This is a genomic window from Nostoc sp. ChiSLP03a (genome assembly GCF_034531215.2).
Lineage (GTDB): Bacteria > Cyanobacteriota > Cyanobacteriia > Cyanobacteriales > Nostocaceae > Nostoc.
Genome location: NZ_JAVRBQ020000079.1, coordinates 1 through 14,357, shown reverse-complemented (window position 1 = coordinate 14,357; position 14,357 = coordinate 1). Strand labels below are relative to the sequence as shown.

At 40.5% G+C, this 14,357-nt stretch carries 14 protein-coding genes; 11 read left to right on the top strand and 3 right to left on the bottom strand.

The features are described from left to right. The first annotated feature begins 26 nt into the window (after positions 1-26). The 7 genes from RMY32_RS13475 to RMY32_RS13445 all read left to right on the top strand — a co-directional run bounded on the left by RMY32_RS13475 (position 27) and on the right by RMY32_RS13445 (position 7,447). Positions 27-815: a DUF5331 domain-containing protein gene (locus RMY32_RS13475; RefSeq protein WP_322704343.1), complete on the top strand. Its 789-nt coding sequence runs from the start codon at positions 27-29 to the stop codon at positions 813-815. A 176-nt stretch (positions 816-991) separates the two neighbouring features. Further along, entirely contained in the window at positions 992-2,395 is a 1,404-nt protein-coding gene (locus tag RMY32_RS13470; protein WP_322711870.1) for a ferredoxin:protochlorophyllide reductase (ATP-dependent) subunit N, read from the top strand. Positions 2,396-2,558: 163 nt separating this feature from the next. Beyond that, positions 2,559-3,347: a hypothetical protein gene (locus tag RMY32_RS13465; RefSeq protein ID WP_322711869.1), complete on the top strand. Its 789-nt coding sequence runs from the start codon at positions 2,559-2,561 to the stop codon at positions 3,345-3,347. A gap of 130 nt (positions 3,348-3,477) precedes the next feature. Then, a complete protein-coding gene (locus RMY32_RS13460) occupies positions 3,478-3,708 on the top strand; it encodes a hypothetical protein (RefSeq protein ID WP_322711868.1) in 231 nt (76 codons plus the stop codon). Between the two features lie 134 nt (positions 3,709-3,842). Beyond that, the gene (locus RMY32_RS13455; RefSeq protein WP_322711867.1) at positions 3,843-4,205 is read left to right on the top strand and encodes a hypothetical protein; all 363 of its coding nucleotides are present in this window, start codon (positions 3,843-3,845) and stop codon (positions 4,203-4,205) included. A 5-nt stretch (positions 4,206-4,210) separates the two neighbouring features. Then, the gene (locus tag RMY32_RS13450) at positions 4,211-4,642 is read left to right on the top strand and encodes an HNH endonuclease signature motif containing protein (RefSeq protein ID WP_322711866.1); all 432 of its coding nucleotides are present in this window, start codon (positions 4,211-4,213) and stop codon (positions 4,640-4,642) included. A 111-nt stretch (positions 4,643-4,753) separates the two neighbouring features. Then, on the top strand, positions 4,754-7,447 hold the full coding sequence (locus RMY32_RS13445; RefSeq protein WP_322711865.1) for a U32 family peptidase: 2,694 nt from the start codon (positions 4,754-4,756) through the stop codon (positions 7,445-7,447). Here the strand turns inward: RMY32_RS13445 and RMY32_RS13440 are convergent. After that, positions 7,442-8,065, bottom strand: a complete 624-nt coding sequence (locus RMY32_RS13440) for a Uma2 family endonuclease (RefSeq protein WP_322711864.1) — start codon at positions 8,063-8,065, stop codon at positions 7,442-7,444. The genes RMY32_RS13445 and RMY32_RS13440 overlap by 6 nt on opposite strands. 109 nt (positions 8,066-8,174) lie before the next feature. Between RMY32_RS13440 and RMY32_RS13435 the strand changes: the two genes are divergently transcribed. Beyond that, positions 8,175-8,363 (top strand): hypothetical protein, encoded by a 189-nt coding sequence (locus RMY32_RS13435; protein ID WP_409882918.1) that lies wholly within the window; start codon positions 8,175-8,177, stop codon positions 8,361-8,363. Positions 8,364-9,094: 731 nt separating this feature from the next. On the opposite strand, the gene RMY32_RS13430 is transcribed toward RMY32_RS13435, so the two are convergent. Beyond that, positions 9,095-9,982, bottom strand: coding sequence for a LysR family transcriptional regulator (locus tag RMY32_RS13430; protein WP_322711862.1), 888 nt, complete (start codon positions 9,980-9,982; stop codon positions 9,095-9,097). Positions 9,983-10,137: 155 nt separating this feature from the next. Between RMY32_RS13430 and RMY32_RS13425 the strand changes: the two genes are divergently transcribed. Next, positions 10,138-10,917, top strand: coding sequence for a class I SAM-dependent methyltransferase (locus RMY32_RS13425; RefSeq protein ID WP_322711861.1), 780 nt, complete (start codon positions 10,138-10,140; stop codon positions 10,915-10,917). A 52-nt stretch (positions 10,918-10,969) separates the two neighbouring features. Beyond that, positions 10,970-11,545 carry a hypothetical protein gene (locus RMY32_RS13420; protein ID WP_322711860.1) on the top strand — a complete coding sequence of 192 codons (576 nt, stop codon included), beginning with the start codon at positions 10,970-10,972 and terminating at the stop codon, positions 11,543-11,545. 82 nt (positions 11,546-11,627) lie between these two features. Here the strand turns inward: RMY32_RS13420 and RMY32_RS13415 are convergent, their stop codons facing one another. Then, a complete protein-coding gene (locus RMY32_RS13415) occupies positions 11,628-12,785 on the bottom strand; it encodes an extracellular solute-binding protein (RefSeq protein ID WP_322711859.1) in 1,158 nt (385 codons plus the stop codon). 356 nt (positions 12,786-13,141) lie between these two features. Between RMY32_RS13415 and RMY32_RS13410 the strand changes: the two genes are divergently transcribed. Next, positions 13,142-13,513 carry a hypothetical protein gene (locus RMY32_RS13410; protein ID WP_322711858.1) on the top strand — a complete coding sequence of 124 codons (372 nt, stop codon included), beginning with the start codon at positions 13,142-13,144 and terminating at the stop codon, positions 13,511-13,513. Positions 13,514-14,357: the final 844 nt, after the last annotated feature.

Here is a 14,357-nt window from a genome sequence, read left to right as displayed (position 1 = left end):
AAGTTCTCAGGATGGGGGACAATAACATGGCATTCTTTCACAGCTTTACAGATTCAATAAAGCAAAAGTGGTTGCAATTTTTCCAGAATAATCGAGACTGGATTACCCTTCACATGGAAGTGGAATCGGTGTACACCCCTGATGGCGGGAAGCGACCACCTTCCTACCTCATCCTGGGAGTTCTTAACGCCCTAGAGCCAAAACTAGCGCAGTTAATGCTGCCATTTGCCAAACTCAATCCTGACGCCGATACCCTGATTGAAGTCCTGGATTTGCATTTTGACCCAGATTTAGCTCTCGGTAATCGCTTCGTCGTCAACCAAGATGTAGAAAAATATGTAGAAGAAGCAGCATCTGTCATTGATGAAAAGCCTGAAGATGAAACATTGACACACGCTCATACAAATGGCTTTGCGGCGGTGGCGGTAGTTGAAGAGTTCGCAATCGTGGATTCTGAGGATGAAAGCCTGGGAATCAGCGAGTTGGAAGAAACGGAAAATGGCTTTGGCGATATTTCCTTAACCAACGGACACAACTCAAAAGATGAATCTCTCCAAAGCTCTAGTTTAGAAGCAGATGAGTTTGGGGAAATTGCCTTCGATACAACAGCTGCAACGGAAGTAAAGCTGGATGAAGAAGAAGCACTTGGAGATAGTCCACTAGATGAGAATGCGTTTAAAGACGTGTTATCAGATGTCTGGGGTGATGAAACAGCTTTACAAAAGCCTGAAGAAAATAACGATTTTTTAGGGGAAGAACTGCCAGCAGGCGTTTTTGATGAATCAGAAATTGCCCGCCTCTTCCCCAATGCTTAATTATTGCCGTTCTTCGCAATTTTAAATTTTAGATTTGGGGTTTTGGATGAGGAATTAGGGAAATTGTCGTTAGACAGAGGATACTTTTGTTGTCCCAGCCTTCAATCCAAAATTATCAATCTAAAATCTGAAATTGGTTGAACTGCCATTAAATATCAAGGGGAGAAAAAACCAAAATGACTGTCGCTCAACAACCAGAAGCTTTAAACTTTGAATGTGAAACCGGAAATTACCATACTTTTTGCCCAATTAGCTGCGTGGCGTGGTTATACCAAAAAATTGAAGATAGCTTCTTTTTGGTGATTGGGACAAAAACTTGTGGCTACTTCCTGCAAAATGCGATGGGGGTAATGATTTTTGCTGAACCCCGCTATGCAATGGCAGAGTTGGAAGAGGGCGATATTTCGGCACAGCTGAATGATTATGAAGAGTTAAAGCGGTTGTGCTTGCAAATTAAACGCGATCGCAATCCTAGTGTAATTGTCTGGATTGGCACTTGCACTACCGAAATTATCAAAACAGATTTGGAAGGTTTGGCACCGAAACTAGAATCTGAAATCGGGATTCCCATCGTTGTAGCGCGAGCAAATGGTCTAGATTACGCCTTTACCCAAGGGGAAGACACGGTATTGGCAGCAATGGCTAACCGTTGTCCTGATAAGGCTCCGGTGGCGGAAACAGAGAAAAATGAACGGAATGCGATCGCTAAATTGCTCAACTTTGGTAAGAAGAAAGAAGATGTCGCCCAAGATGAATCTGAGTACGTAGATCATCCACCCTTAGTTCTCTTTGGCTCTCTTCCCGATCCCGTGGTTACTCAGTTAACCTTGGAACTGAAGAAACAAGGCATCAAAGTTTCCGGCTGGCTACCCGCAAAGCGCTTCACAGAATTGCCAGTACTAGAAGAAGGGTATTATGTCGCTGGTGTCAACCCCTTCCTCAGCCGCACAGCTACTACCTTAATGCGCCGCCGCAAGTGTAAACTCATTGGCGCACCCTTCCCCATTGGCCCCGATGGCACTCGCGCTTGGATTGAGAAAATCTGCTCGGTGTTTGGTATTACTCCCAAGGGTTTGGATGAACGGGAAGCACAAATTTGGTCAGGCTTGGAAGATTACGTGAAACTGATTCGCGGTAAGTCTGTATTCTTTATGGGTGATAACTTGCTGGAAATCTCCCAAGCAAGATTCTTAATCCGTTGTGGGATGACAGTTCACGAAATCGGCATTCCCTACATGGATAAGCGCTATCAAGGTGCTGAGTTGGCATTGTTGGAGAAAACTTGCCAGGAAATGGGTTCACCCTTACCAAAGATTGTAGAGAAGCCGGATAATTACAATCAACTCCAGCGAATTTATGAGTTGAAACCAGATTTAGTAATTACTGGTATGGCTCACGCTAACCCATTGGAAGCACGCGGTATTAATACAAAGTGGTCTGTAGAGTTTACTTTTGCTCAAATTCACGGCTTTACGAATGCGCGTGACATATTAGAGTTGGTTACTCGTCCGTTGCGTCGGAATAATAATTTGAAAGATTTGGGTTGGGATAAGTTGGTGAAAGAAGAAGCGAAGATTTAGATTTGGATTTGGATTGAGCAACAGCATAATATTATGTGACGGGCGAACTTTCGAGTTCGTCCTTTTTTTATCTCACGCAGAGGATCGGAGGAGAGGATGAAAGTTATGTTAGATTTGTACACATTAGTGTTTACTTTCACATTTTAAACTTAGAACTTTAATTATGGATAATTCAAAGTTCAGATCACATCCTAATATTCATAAATGTTTAATTTCATCACCAGCTAGATTCAATGGTGACTATGAGGATAATGAATTACTGATTGCATCAGCACATCCAAGTATGAGAAATCGAACTTTATACAATACACAAAAAGATAATGAATATAATGAAAGTCAAATGAGTAGATATTATTATGTTTGCACTTTTGATTTTCTCCCTGAACCAGATCAACAAATAGTAATTCCTGATAATTCATTTATTGGTGACATTATATCTATTACTCTTGCTGTTTATTATGGAAAAAGGTTTGATAATCATGGAATATTAGAAAGTTATGGAATTTTTTGGATGCCAAATTATGAACCAATATTTTCAATATCTAACGACCATATTGGTATCACTAATCATTTACCCCGAAAAGACCTTGAAATTCCACTTGCATTTGATAAGTGTGAAGCAATAATCAAATTTATATTAACTCGCAATGTTCAATATGAAAAATTACATAGATACTTCTTGGCTGCTGGCAAATTTTATCTTAATTCACTTCAAATAATGGATCAGGATATAGAAAAAGCATATCTTGATTTAATTACTTGTGGAGAAATATTGTCAAACTTTTATGATTATACTGATAATGAATTATATGATGAAAAATTAAAAAAAATATTTATTAAATTAGCCTGCATGGGTGAAGATAGTGATATAAAATACCTAAAAAGTAGATTGTATCAAGTAAGAAAAAAGTTTAATTTAACTCTCAAAAATTTACTTAAAAAAATTTTTTAGTAAAACAGAAAGCAATGATGAAAGTGTAAAACTTCAAGAAGAATGTATTGAAATAAATATAAAAGCAGCTTATGACATAAGAAGTAAGTATGTTCATACAGGCCAAAGTTTTAAACCATATATAGAACAAATGTATAGCAGCATAAATGAAGTTAGTATACCTGGTTTAGAACCTAATGTAGATGACAAAGATTTAAAAAAGGTTCTTAAGAGAATACCAACTTACATTGGTTTAGAAAGAATAATACGTTTTGCATTACTCAGATTCCTTCATACTAATGGCGTATATATTCATAAAGACCTTGATGATGATAAAGACACAAAGGAAGAAAGAGAACTTAATTCAGATGGAAGGCTATAATTCTAAAGGTTTGGATGGAATGACATACATAAATTCTGCACTTGTAGTTTATATAATAGCGATCGCTCTTTTTTAACCAGAAGATGCAGAGCGATCGCAGATACAATCATAAGTAAAAGGCAAGCAGGTAGAAAATGGCTGAAATTATCACCCTTCAACTCCCTGAAACACTGGCACAAAAAGCAAAGGAAATCGCTGCTTTTACACATCGGCGACTTGAAGATGTATTACTAGAATGGATTGACCGCGCCATTACCGAACTACCTCTGGAGTCTCTACCGGATGATCAGATTTTGGCTATGTGCGATATGCAGATGGAAACTGAGCAGCAAGAGGTTTTCAGTGACTTGCAAGCGCGTCATCGAGAGGGACAGTTGAATGATGCAGAAGTTCGTCAACTAGATGAACTCATGCAGGTCTATCGACATGGCTTAGTAAGTAAAGCAAGAGCTTTAAAAGTAGCTGTTGAACGCGGCTTGAAACCAGCCCTCAATTAACAGCAATGGCCCGTTTTTACATTGCTGTAGAAATAGAACGTCGTGTCCGCAATGCTGCTAGAAACCGATGTGGTTATTGTTTGAGTCCTCAGCGTTTAGTAATGGCACGTTTGGAAATCGAACATATTATTCCCATATCTAAAAATGGTAGCAATGATGAATCAAACTTGTGGTTAGCTTGTCCCCTATGTAATCGCTACAAAAGTGATAAAACTACAGGGTTTGATCCAGAGACGAGCGAAACGGTAAAGCTATTTAACCCTCGTACTCAAGTCTGGTTTGAGCATTTTGGCTGGAGTGAAGATGGTTTACGTATTGTTGGCAAAACGCCGACTGGTAGAGCAACTGTTGCAGTTTTACATTTGAGTGATGATGCAGATGCACTAGAAGTTCGCAGTTATTGGGTACTTGCGGGTTGGCATCCTCCAGAAGATTGAACAAACCGCAGAGGAGAAAGCGATGCCTACTGCAACCCCTTTGGGGAACGCTCCATCCCCCAATAACTTCGATAAAATCACTATGGTGCTAGTTAAACTTCCCTAAATCTGATGAAAAGCGATCGCTCCCCTTCCCAACCTTCTCTTCAACGTCCTGAACTACTCGCGCCAGCAGGTAATTGGGAATGTGCTAAAGCTGCTGTGGAAAATGGGGCAGATGCAATTTACTTCGGTTTGGATCGGTTTAATGCCAGAATGCGGGCAGAAAATTTTACTGAGGCAGACTTACCCCAATTGATGACATTCCTGCACCGTCGGGGCGTAAAGGGTTATGTCACTGTCAACACACTCATATTTCCCAAAGAACTAGCAGAAGCACAGCAATATCTCCGCACAATTATTGCAGCTGGTGTGGATGCAGCGATCGTTCAAGATATTGGTATATGCCGTCTCATCCGTCAACTTTCCCCCGATTTTCCCATCCATGCTTCCACGCAAATGACAATTACCAGTGTGGCTGGAGTGGAATTTGCCAAATCTCTTGGCTGTCAATTGGTGGTGCTGGCGCGTGAATGTTCTCTCAAAGAAATCAATAAAATACAGCAGCAGATTGCCCAACAGGAAACCTCGCTGCCTTTGGAAGTTTTTGTTCACGGTGCTTTGTGTGTAGCGTATTCCGGCCAGTGTTTGACTAGTGAGGCTTTAGGCGGACGTTCTGCTAACCGAGGTGAATGTGCGCAAGCTTGCCGGATGCCCTACGATTTAATCGCTGATGGGGAAGTTGTAAATTTAAAAGAACGCAAATATTTACTCAGTCCTCAAGACCTAGCAGGGTTAGACGTTTTGCCAGATTTAGTGAAATCAGGAGTAACCTCTCTCAAGATTGAAGGTCGCCTGAAAGCTCCAGAGTATGTTGCTAATGTCACCCGTGTTTATCGGCAAGCTTTGGATAGTGTAATGACGGAATTGGAAAGACCTAACCCCCTAACCCCCTTCCCGACGTTCGCGCAGCGGCACGAAGTGCGGGAAGGGGGAATAAAAGCTCCCCTCTCCGCTTCGGAGAGGGGCTGGGGGAGAGGTCAATCAGATCGAGAACACTACAACTTAGAAATGGCATTTTCTCGTGGACTTTACACAGGCTGGTTTAGCGGAATTAATAATCAGGAACTAGTTCACGCCCGCTTTGGTAAAAAACGTGGGGTTTATTTAGGTGAAGTCAGCCGCATTCACAACGAAGAGGTAACAGTCAAATTGGAAGCGCCTGTCAAGCCAGGGGATGGAATTGTATTTGACTGCGGTCATCCAGAGGCGAAGGAAGAAGGCGGCCGAGTTTATGGGGTGGTTTCCAAAGGAAAGGAAAGTGTGCTGACCTTTGGTCGAAATGACTTGAACCTGCGCCGAGTGCATATAGGCGATCGCATTTGGAAAACCAGCGATCCAGAACTCGATAAGCAACTACGTCAGAGTTTTGCTGGCGAAAATCCCCAATTTCAGCGTCCGATTGATATAGAAATTTATGGCGAAGTTGGTCAGCCATTAATTGCGATCGCCCGCGATCGACTCGGTAATATTGTACAGGTAGAGTCTGCAACTTCTTTAGTTGAAGCGCACACCAAACCACTAGATACAGACCGTTTAAAAGAACAATTCGGTCGTCTTGGTAATACACCTTTCTGTTTAGGAACACTAACCAACCACCTCAGCGGTGCTATTATGCTACCCGTCAGTGAATTGAACCGGATGCGGCGGGAAATGGTAGTACAGTTGGAAGAATTGCGAAGTCAACCCAAACGCTGGCAATTACATTCTGATGTCTCTTTCCAAAATTTACTCCCCTCATCTTCCACCCTGCAAGAAGCTAAAGCTACATCTCCTTCACTCATCGTCCTAGTACGAAATCTTAAGCAACTGCAAGCTGCCCTCAAAGCTGGTATTGAAACACTGTATTGTGAATTTGAAGACCCCCGTGCCTACCAAGAAGCGGTGCAAATGGTGCGCCAGCAACAGCAAAAAAACAAAACAGACAATTCTTCATTTTTAACTGATAACTTTTGTACAGACGCGATTCATCGCGTCTCTCCCCACTCCCCACTCCCCACAATTTGGGTTGCACCACCCCGAATTACCAAACCGGGAGAAAATTGGATTTTGCAACAAGTCCGTGCTTGTGAAGCAGATGGCTATCTGATACGGAACTATGACCAATTGCAATTCTTTGCAGCAGACCGTTGTATCGGAGATTTTTCGCTCAACGTTGCTAATCCCTTAACAGCAGACTACTTTCAGCAACACTTTGGTTTAGAAAGGCTGACAGCATCATACGACTTGAATATTACCCAACTGCAAGACTTGCTCACCAGTTGTCCGCCCCAGTGGTTTGAGGTGACAATCCATCAGCATATACCGATGTTTCACATGGAGCATTGTGTTTTTTGCGCCTTTCTCTCAACGGGTACAGACTATACTAACTGTGGACGACCGTGTGAAAAACAGGAAGTTAAATTGCGCGATCGCGTCGGTAGCGAACACGTTATTAAAGCAGATGTAGGTTGCCGAAATACTGTATTTAACGGCACTGCTCAAACGGGAGCCGAGTACGTACAGCGCCTCATAGAACTGGGATTACGCCACTTCCGCATCGAATTTGTGAATGAAACACCAGAACAAGTGAGTAAAACAATACATTTTTATAGTCAATTATTGCGAGGCGAGATTACAGGTTCCCAACTATGGCGAGAGTTGAAGTTGCAAAATCAACTGGGTGTGACTCGTGGCCCTATGGGAGTGTCAGCACTGCGTTCATAATTGATTTTCTGAACGCCCAGCTTGAAAAATCTGTTCGGCGGTCAAGTTTAATTCTGGGAATGTGGGCGATATGATGCGATCGCTTCCCCGAAACAGGTTAACTTGATACTCACCATCGAGCAAATAGTAAATGGAAATAGTTGGTTGTTTGGGATTACCTATATACCTTCTACCGCCCAAAGCTAAATAGTCAACAATCCAGTATTCAGGAACGCCAAAAGTTTCGTAGTCAACTAGCTTGGATGCATAATCATCCCTCCAATTAGTGCTGACGACTTCAATAACCAGGGGAACCGATGCAGCTTGAGTAACCGTTGAGGACTTTTTCCACATCGGTTCTGCTGAAAGATTGTTTTGATTTATGACTATGACATCAGGTGAATAACCCGATTCTTTGTCAGGAACTTTGACCAGTGCTTGCTTGGGGATGAGGTATGAGAGTTTTAATCGTTTGAACTCTACAGTTATTTCACCAGCTAAAAAACCATTAATCTCTTCATGGTCTCCTACTGGCTGCATTTCAACAATTGCTCCATCGTGTAGTTCATAATATCCACCATCTGGCTTCCAATTGAGGAATTCTTCAAAAGCGATCGTTTTTGGTAAGGCTTGAAACATCACACTTACTCCTGATGATGATTCAGAGTTTAGCAAATTATTTGGTATCACATCACTGAGGAGAATCGCTATAATAACCAGATAGACGTGATTGTAGTCAATGAATGTTATGGAAATCAAAAATATCAAGGAAGAAGCACGACGGCTAATTGACAAATTACCAGAAAATTTTACATGGGATGATTTAATGTATGAAATCTATGTAAAACAAGCAATAGAAGCGGGATTAAGTGATAGTGAAGCGGGAAGAGTCGTTTCTGTCGAAGAAGTACGCGCAAAATTTGGATTGCAACCGTGAAAGTTTTTTGGACAGAAACAGCCGTTAATCATTTATCCTCTATTTATACCTATATATCTCAAAATTCTCCTCACTATGCTTCGCCGTCTGGTTTCCAATTTAGGAATTCTTCAAAAGCGATCGTTTTTGGTAAAGCTTGAAACATCTGACTTGCTCCTTACTCTGGTTTAGAGTTTAGCAAAATTACTTCGTATCACATCACTTGACCCTCAGATCCCCGACTTCTTAAAAAAGTCGGGGATCTAAGCCCACATAAAAACTCGTTAGAGAACACCAGAATAAGGAATTCGGAAGATTTTGCCAAATTTTGTTTCTATTTTGGAAACAATGTCAATTCAGGTGAATGAACGTTATAAACTCAACATTGGAATCAGAAAGAGATTTATTAAACCAGTCAACAATTATCAGACGCATGATGAGGGATTTCAACCGTCACCAAAGCGTTAAATTTTGTTTATGAAAGACTTAACCTCAAAAACAAAATTGGTAATTGATATCTGTAAAATAATTCAACCATAAATATCTAAACCCAAGTAACTCATAAATTATTGAGGCTTTAGCATGAACAACAACGCTAAGTTTCAGTTTAATTTGAATACAAACAAGGTAGCAAATGGCAGATGGAGAGGAAATTCAAATACAAACTCTCAATCACCTGGGGATTATTGCAGGTATTATTGATGAAATTGGCAAGTAAACTATATCGAATTTCTTAACCAGACACTCTCTGTTCATAATTGGTTTGCAACTTGTCTAACTATTTCCACAAGCTTCTGCACGGTTAGGGATGTCTCGTTTTTTCGCCAAATCATCGCAATGCCGACTTTTGAAGTAGATTCTTGTACGCTTTTATAAACTACTCCAGTCCGTTGCATATTTTGCAAAGATGCTGGCACGATCGCCACACCCATCTCGGCTGCTACTAAGCTGACAATCGTTTGCATCTGGATAGCTTCCTGGGCAACATTGGGACTAAAGCCTGCTTGTTGGCAAAGACTGATTATTAAATCGTAAAGTCCAGGCGCTAATATTCTGGGAAATAAAATAAATGGTTCATTGGCAAGCGATGTCAAACAGACATCAGACTCATTGGCTAGCAAATGTGCTTCAGGTAATGCCACCATCAGCGATTCTTGAAAAATAATCTCCCAACTAAATCTATTTTCATCAACAGGTGGACGTACAAATCCTACATCCATTCGACCTTCTCGCAACCACTCTAACTGTTGATCTGTAGTTAGTTCGTGTAACTCTAAACTCACACCAGGAACACAACTACGAAAGCTTCGCAGAATAGTTGGCAAAATATTATATGTGGCAGAACTGACAAAGCCAACCACTAACTGTCCAAATTCGCCCCGACTGGTTTGCCGCCCAACTTGAGTTGCCTGTTGTAATTGCCTGAAAATTTGCTGAACTTCACATAGAAACACTTGTCCGGCTTCTGTTAACTGCACATTTCGTTTCGTGCGGTGAAACAGTTCAAAACCTAATTCCCCTTCTAGCTGCCGAATTTGTTGACTCAAGGGGGGTTGGGCAATATGCAAGCGTTCTGCTGCCCGTCCAAAGTGCAGTTCCTCTGCCAAGATGACAAAGTAGCGCAAATGCCGTAGTTCCATCTGTTACCCAAACTCATATCTTTTAAATATTAGTTAACGTCAAAATATATATTGGACATAATTAAAAATCTTTTTTACTGTAGTGATTAGGCATTCATGAACCTCAAGCAGATGGTTGAGGATTGGCGAATCAACACATTGTAATTTCACAATTTATGAATAATATTTCAACACTCAATAATAATTGGGACACTTCGCTTTACGAAGATAAACACGCCTTTGTCTGGCAATATGGCGAAGACTTGTTGCAATTACTCAACTCTCAACCAGGAGAATCCATTTTGGATCTCGGCTGTGGGACTGGACAACTCACAGAAAAAATTGCCCAAGCTGGGGCTGAAGTAATGGGAGTTGATTATGCATCTGAAATGATTGAGAAGGCAAAACAAAACTATCCCCATATCCGCTTTGATGTTGCTGATGCTAGAAACTTTCAAGTAGATAAGCCATTGGATGCAGTGTTTTCCAATGCTGTACTACATTGGGTGAAAGAAGCCGATCGCGCGATCGCTTCCATACACCAATCTCTAAAACCCGGAGGGCGTTTTGTCGCAGAATTTGGGGGTAAAGGGAATATAAAGGCGATCGTCACAGCTTTATACAGTGCTTTAGAGTCCATTGGTATCCCTCAAGCACAAGTAGAGAATCCTTGGTATTACCCCAGCATTGGCGAATACAGTAGCCTCTTAGAACAGCAAGGCTTTGATGTCATTTATGCTATCCTGTTTCCTCGCCCAACTCCCCTAGCAGAAGGAGAAGCAGGCATCGCAAACTGGATTAAAATGTTCGCCAGTCCATTCTTAACCGGACTTTCACTTGAGCAACAAATACAAATAATTCCCGTCGTTGAGGAATATCTGAAACCAACACTATATCAACAAGGAACTTGGACAGCAGATTATCGAAGAATTCGTATAGTTGCCATTAAACTTTAGATTGTGCCCTAATTACGAATTATGAATTACGAATTACAAATTAGTATCAGTTATGCATATACCTAAATTGTGCGATCGCCCTACAGCCCTTTGGGCATCCTACGGCAGGCGTTGGCTGTGCCATCGCCAAACATCATTTTCATTACTATTAACTATTAGCCTCACCACTTTACTAGTCCCACCCTCACTAGCACAAACCCCTTCAATCCCGTCGCCTTCTAGTGCGCCTTTAGAATTAGACTTATTGACCAAGCCAAAAGATTATATAATCACAGCTACCACCATTCATCCAGAACGATTAACCGTTCCCAGTTTATGGTGGGCACAACAAAACTCTGAAAAAAAGCTATTGGATAATTGGATCGCATATCCAGCTTCTAACAAAGAACCTGCACGAGTAGACTTGATTGTAAATCAGCAAATTTGGAGCTTACTAGAGTATATAGAACGCTACGACTTCGTAAATCGCTTGGGTAGCGCGGCACGGAACTTTGGTTACAACGTCCGAGTATTTAATTATCAAAAAGAACCCTTGGCAACCTACACTTGCAACTTTAGTACAAGTCCAGCTTTATGTAGTATCCAAACCACTATTAAGAACAAGATAGGGTTACAGCGTTTACTCTAGTCAGGAGTTAGGAGTTAGAAATTGGAGCAGATGAGAGAGATGGAAAAATTTCAACGCCCAATGCCCCATGCCCAATCCCCAATTAAACTTTCATTTTGGCGAATAAAGACTCGTATTGTTTTATTACTGATGAAGGTAAAGGAAGTAAAAATTCACTTTTATCGAAAACTTTGCGATCGCTCTCTAACAAACTCCATAATGGTTCTTGGATATCGGAAGCGGCAATATTTGTAGGAATTGGTGAATTAGTTTTAGTCAGCACCGAAATTTGTTTAGCTGTGCCTGGTTGCCAACAAAAATCAATCCATTGATCTGATAAACTATCCTTAGTAACCCCTGCGGGACGTACCCATAAGTCCGCCCAGATTGCTGTTCCTGACTGGGGGATAACTGCGGCAAGCTGCGGATAACGTCCCAAAATAGGTAATACATCGCTTGACCAACCAACCGCTAGCCAAGTGTCTTCCATAATTAGAGGTTCCAAATAGTTATTGGAACTGTAAAACTTCACTTTTTGGTTTAAAATCTGTAATTCCTTTTCCAAGTCTGGTACTTGGTCAAGATCGTCTGTATTATAAGATTTTCCTAGCTTTTTTAAGACCAAACCAATAACTTCTCGTGGTTGATTGAGTAAAGAAATACGCTGCTGCATTCCATCTCGCCACAAATCACTCCAATCTTTGGGTGTCCATCCCAATTTTTGCAACTTGTCACGGTTATAAACAATTACCGTGCTACCCCACCTGTAAGGCGCACCCCACACCTTCCCTTGAGTATCCAAAATACCCTGGTCGTTGCGCGTTACCAGTTGTTTCCACCTTTCATTTAAAGTAGACCACTGCTTTAATTGGTTTCCCTGCACTTCTTGGAGTGGTTGAATCAATTTCTGTTCAATAGCTGCTTGTAGCCAGTAATCTCCCAATGTCACTAGGTCTGTGTCAGCTGCTTTTTGACCTTGCCTAAAGGGTATAAAGCGACGCCATCCCTGCTCATCGCCGGTCTTTGGCTTCTGCTGCCAATTTTGTAATTGCTGAAATAAATCCTGTATGCGCTCAACTGGAGCAAACTTTAACTGCACCCGTTGCTGCAAACCTTTGTGGAACTGATTCACCACTTGACCAGGTATAGAACCTTTTAATAACTGTACTTTTAGTTGCGTTTGCTTGTTTCCACCACAGCCAAAAAGCAGTTGTGAAAGCGCCAGTGTGCTTGTACCCAGCAAAAAAGACCGTCGATCCATTGATTTTGGATTTTGAGATTTTTGATTATACCTAATATTAAGCAAAGATTCACCAGTGGCTGACTAGCTGAAAAAGTGAATCTGGAGAATTATCGGTATTTTTTCTTGATAATACGGTTAATTTTGAATATTTGACTCAAATTAGCAATCTTTTGGCAAATTTCTACCTCAAGATTAATTTTTATCCATAAATTTACTTCGTGGTACTTATAGTGAAACCTTACTTGTATTTAGAAGTAATGATTTAAATGTCACATTTCCAGCAAAAATTATCAATACTTAAATAATCCATAAGTATCGTTAAGGTTGAGAGTAAATTGAATACCATAGAGAAAATGTACGAATAAAGGTATTAAATGGAGCTATTACAGCAGCAGATCCTGACTTTAAGCCAAAAGCTGGATGACCTGTGCCAAGTAATTGAGCAGCTTGATGGTAAAGTCACTCAAACTTTCTCAGAGTGTTCTTTAGCCAATACACAAGCAAAGGATAATTGCCAACAAAATGACGCGGCTGGAGGCTACCAGTTTAAAGGACGTAACAATTTAAATCCAGAAATGGAACACAAGGATGTGTTGACAGATGGCATTTATCTAGACATGCATCGTCAAGCTGGAGATAATATAACACCAGAAATTCAAATACAACGACTGACAGCGCAGTTAACAGCAGCGTACAATCGCATTGCTGCTTTAGAAGAACAATTACTTAGAGAGAGAATTCATTAAATTTAACCTGAAGTTCAACGAATAAAAAAATAGATTGAGGTAGGTAAGACAAGCCTTTAGGTTCAATATTGAGTGATGGTTTGATAAGCATATACTTAGATACAAGTAAGTAATCCAGCTATCAAATTGATAAAAAAGTTAAACACACTATTACATATCTTTACGTAATAGTGTGATATATCTACCCATAGGTTTTTAGTCTATACCTCACTATGAAACAAAAAAAACAACCCTAAGACTGGTGTTGTTAGGGTATTGTATGGTTCAAAAACCAAGATTTTTTTATTAATCTCCGTTTTTCTCATTAGCGTTTTTGGCATCTTGTTATCAAATTGGTTGATGATAAGCCAGACAGCTTTTGCAAAAATTGACCTTTTGCAACCTGCTCCTACTCAACCGCTATTGTAAATAAGGGACTCAATCCCAATTGATGAAACGACAGAAGAAATTTACGGAGATTTAAAGTCGGAAATTCTTAAAATATTTGCAGCCAAAGAAAAGAGTAAATGCAAAACAAAAAAGATTGTCATGAAGCTGTTGAAATATATAAATCTCAAAGTGAAATAATTAAATTACAGAGGGTACAAATTTTATTAAAAAGCTTATGTGAGACATAGCTTGTTTCAGAACTCATATTTTTCTGAGTTTACCAATCTCACGCTTTTATCTAGCACTATCTTTATGTTTAAGTTCCAGAAAATCTTTAGACATCTCCAAAATAGTAACATTCTGTGGTAAAAGAACATTAAATAGCTTTTTTGACACAGAAACATGAGCGACATACTGAATCATATTGAAGAGAATCCTAAAAGAACAAAGCGGTTAATTGGTCTGGAGTATGAAC

Excerpts from the sequence above, each read along its gene's own strand:
- RMY32_RS13475 (WP_322704343.1), top strand. The coding sequence starts at position 27 with ATGGCATTCTTTCACAGCTTTACAGATTCAATAAAGCAAAAGTGGTTG.
- RMY32_RS13470 (WP_322711870.1), top strand. The coding sequence starts at position 992 with ATGACTGTCGCTCAACAACCAGAAGCTTTAAACTTTGAATGTGAAACC.
- RMY32_RS13465 (WP_322711869.1), top strand. The coding sequence starts at position 2,559 with ATGGATAATTCAAAGTTCAGATCACATCCTAATATTCATAAATGTTTA.
- RMY32_RS13460 (WP_322711868.1), top strand. The coding sequence starts at position 3,478 with ATGTATAGCAGCATAAATGAAGTTAGTATACCTGGTTTAGAACCTAAT.
- RMY32_RS13455 (WP_322711867.1), top strand. The coding sequence starts at position 3,843 with ATGGCTGAAATTATCACCCTTCAACTCCCTGAAACACTGGCACAAAAA.
- RMY32_RS13450 (WP_322711866.1), top strand. The coding sequence starts at position 4,211 with ATGGCCCGTTTTTACATTGCTGTAGAAATAGAACGTCGTGTCCGCAAT.
- RMY32_RS13445 (WP_322711865.1), top strand. The coding sequence starts at position 4,754 with ATGAAAAGCGATCGCTCCCCTTCCCAACCTTCTCTTCAACGTCCTGAA.
- RMY32_RS13440 (WP_322711864.1), bottom strand. The coding sequence starts at position 8,065 with ATGTTTCAAGCCTTACCAAAAACGATCGCTTTTGAAGAATTCCTCAAT.
- RMY32_RS13435 (WP_409882918.1), top strand. The coding sequence starts at position 8,175 with ATGGAAATCAAAAATATCAAGGAAGAAGCACGACGGCTAATTGACAAA.
- RMY32_RS13430 (WP_322711862.1), bottom strand. The coding sequence starts at position 9,982 with ATGGAACTACGGCATTTGCGCTACTTTGTCATCTTGGCAGAGGAACTG.
- RMY32_RS13425 (WP_322711861.1), top strand. The coding sequence starts at position 10,138 with ATGAATAATATTTCAACACTCAATAATAATTGGGACACTTCGCTTTAC.
- RMY32_RS13420 (WP_322711860.1), top strand. The coding sequence starts at position 10,970 with ATGCATATACCTAAATTGTGCGATCGCCCTACAGCCCTTTGGGCATCC.
- RMY32_RS13415 (WP_322711859.1), bottom strand. The coding sequence starts at position 12,785 with ATGGATCGACGGTCTTTTTTGCTGGGTACAAGCACACTGGCGCTTTCA.
- RMY32_RS13410 (WP_322711858.1), top strand. The coding sequence starts at position 13,142 with ATGGAGCTATTACAGCAGCAGATCCTGACTTTAAGCCAAAAGCTGGAT.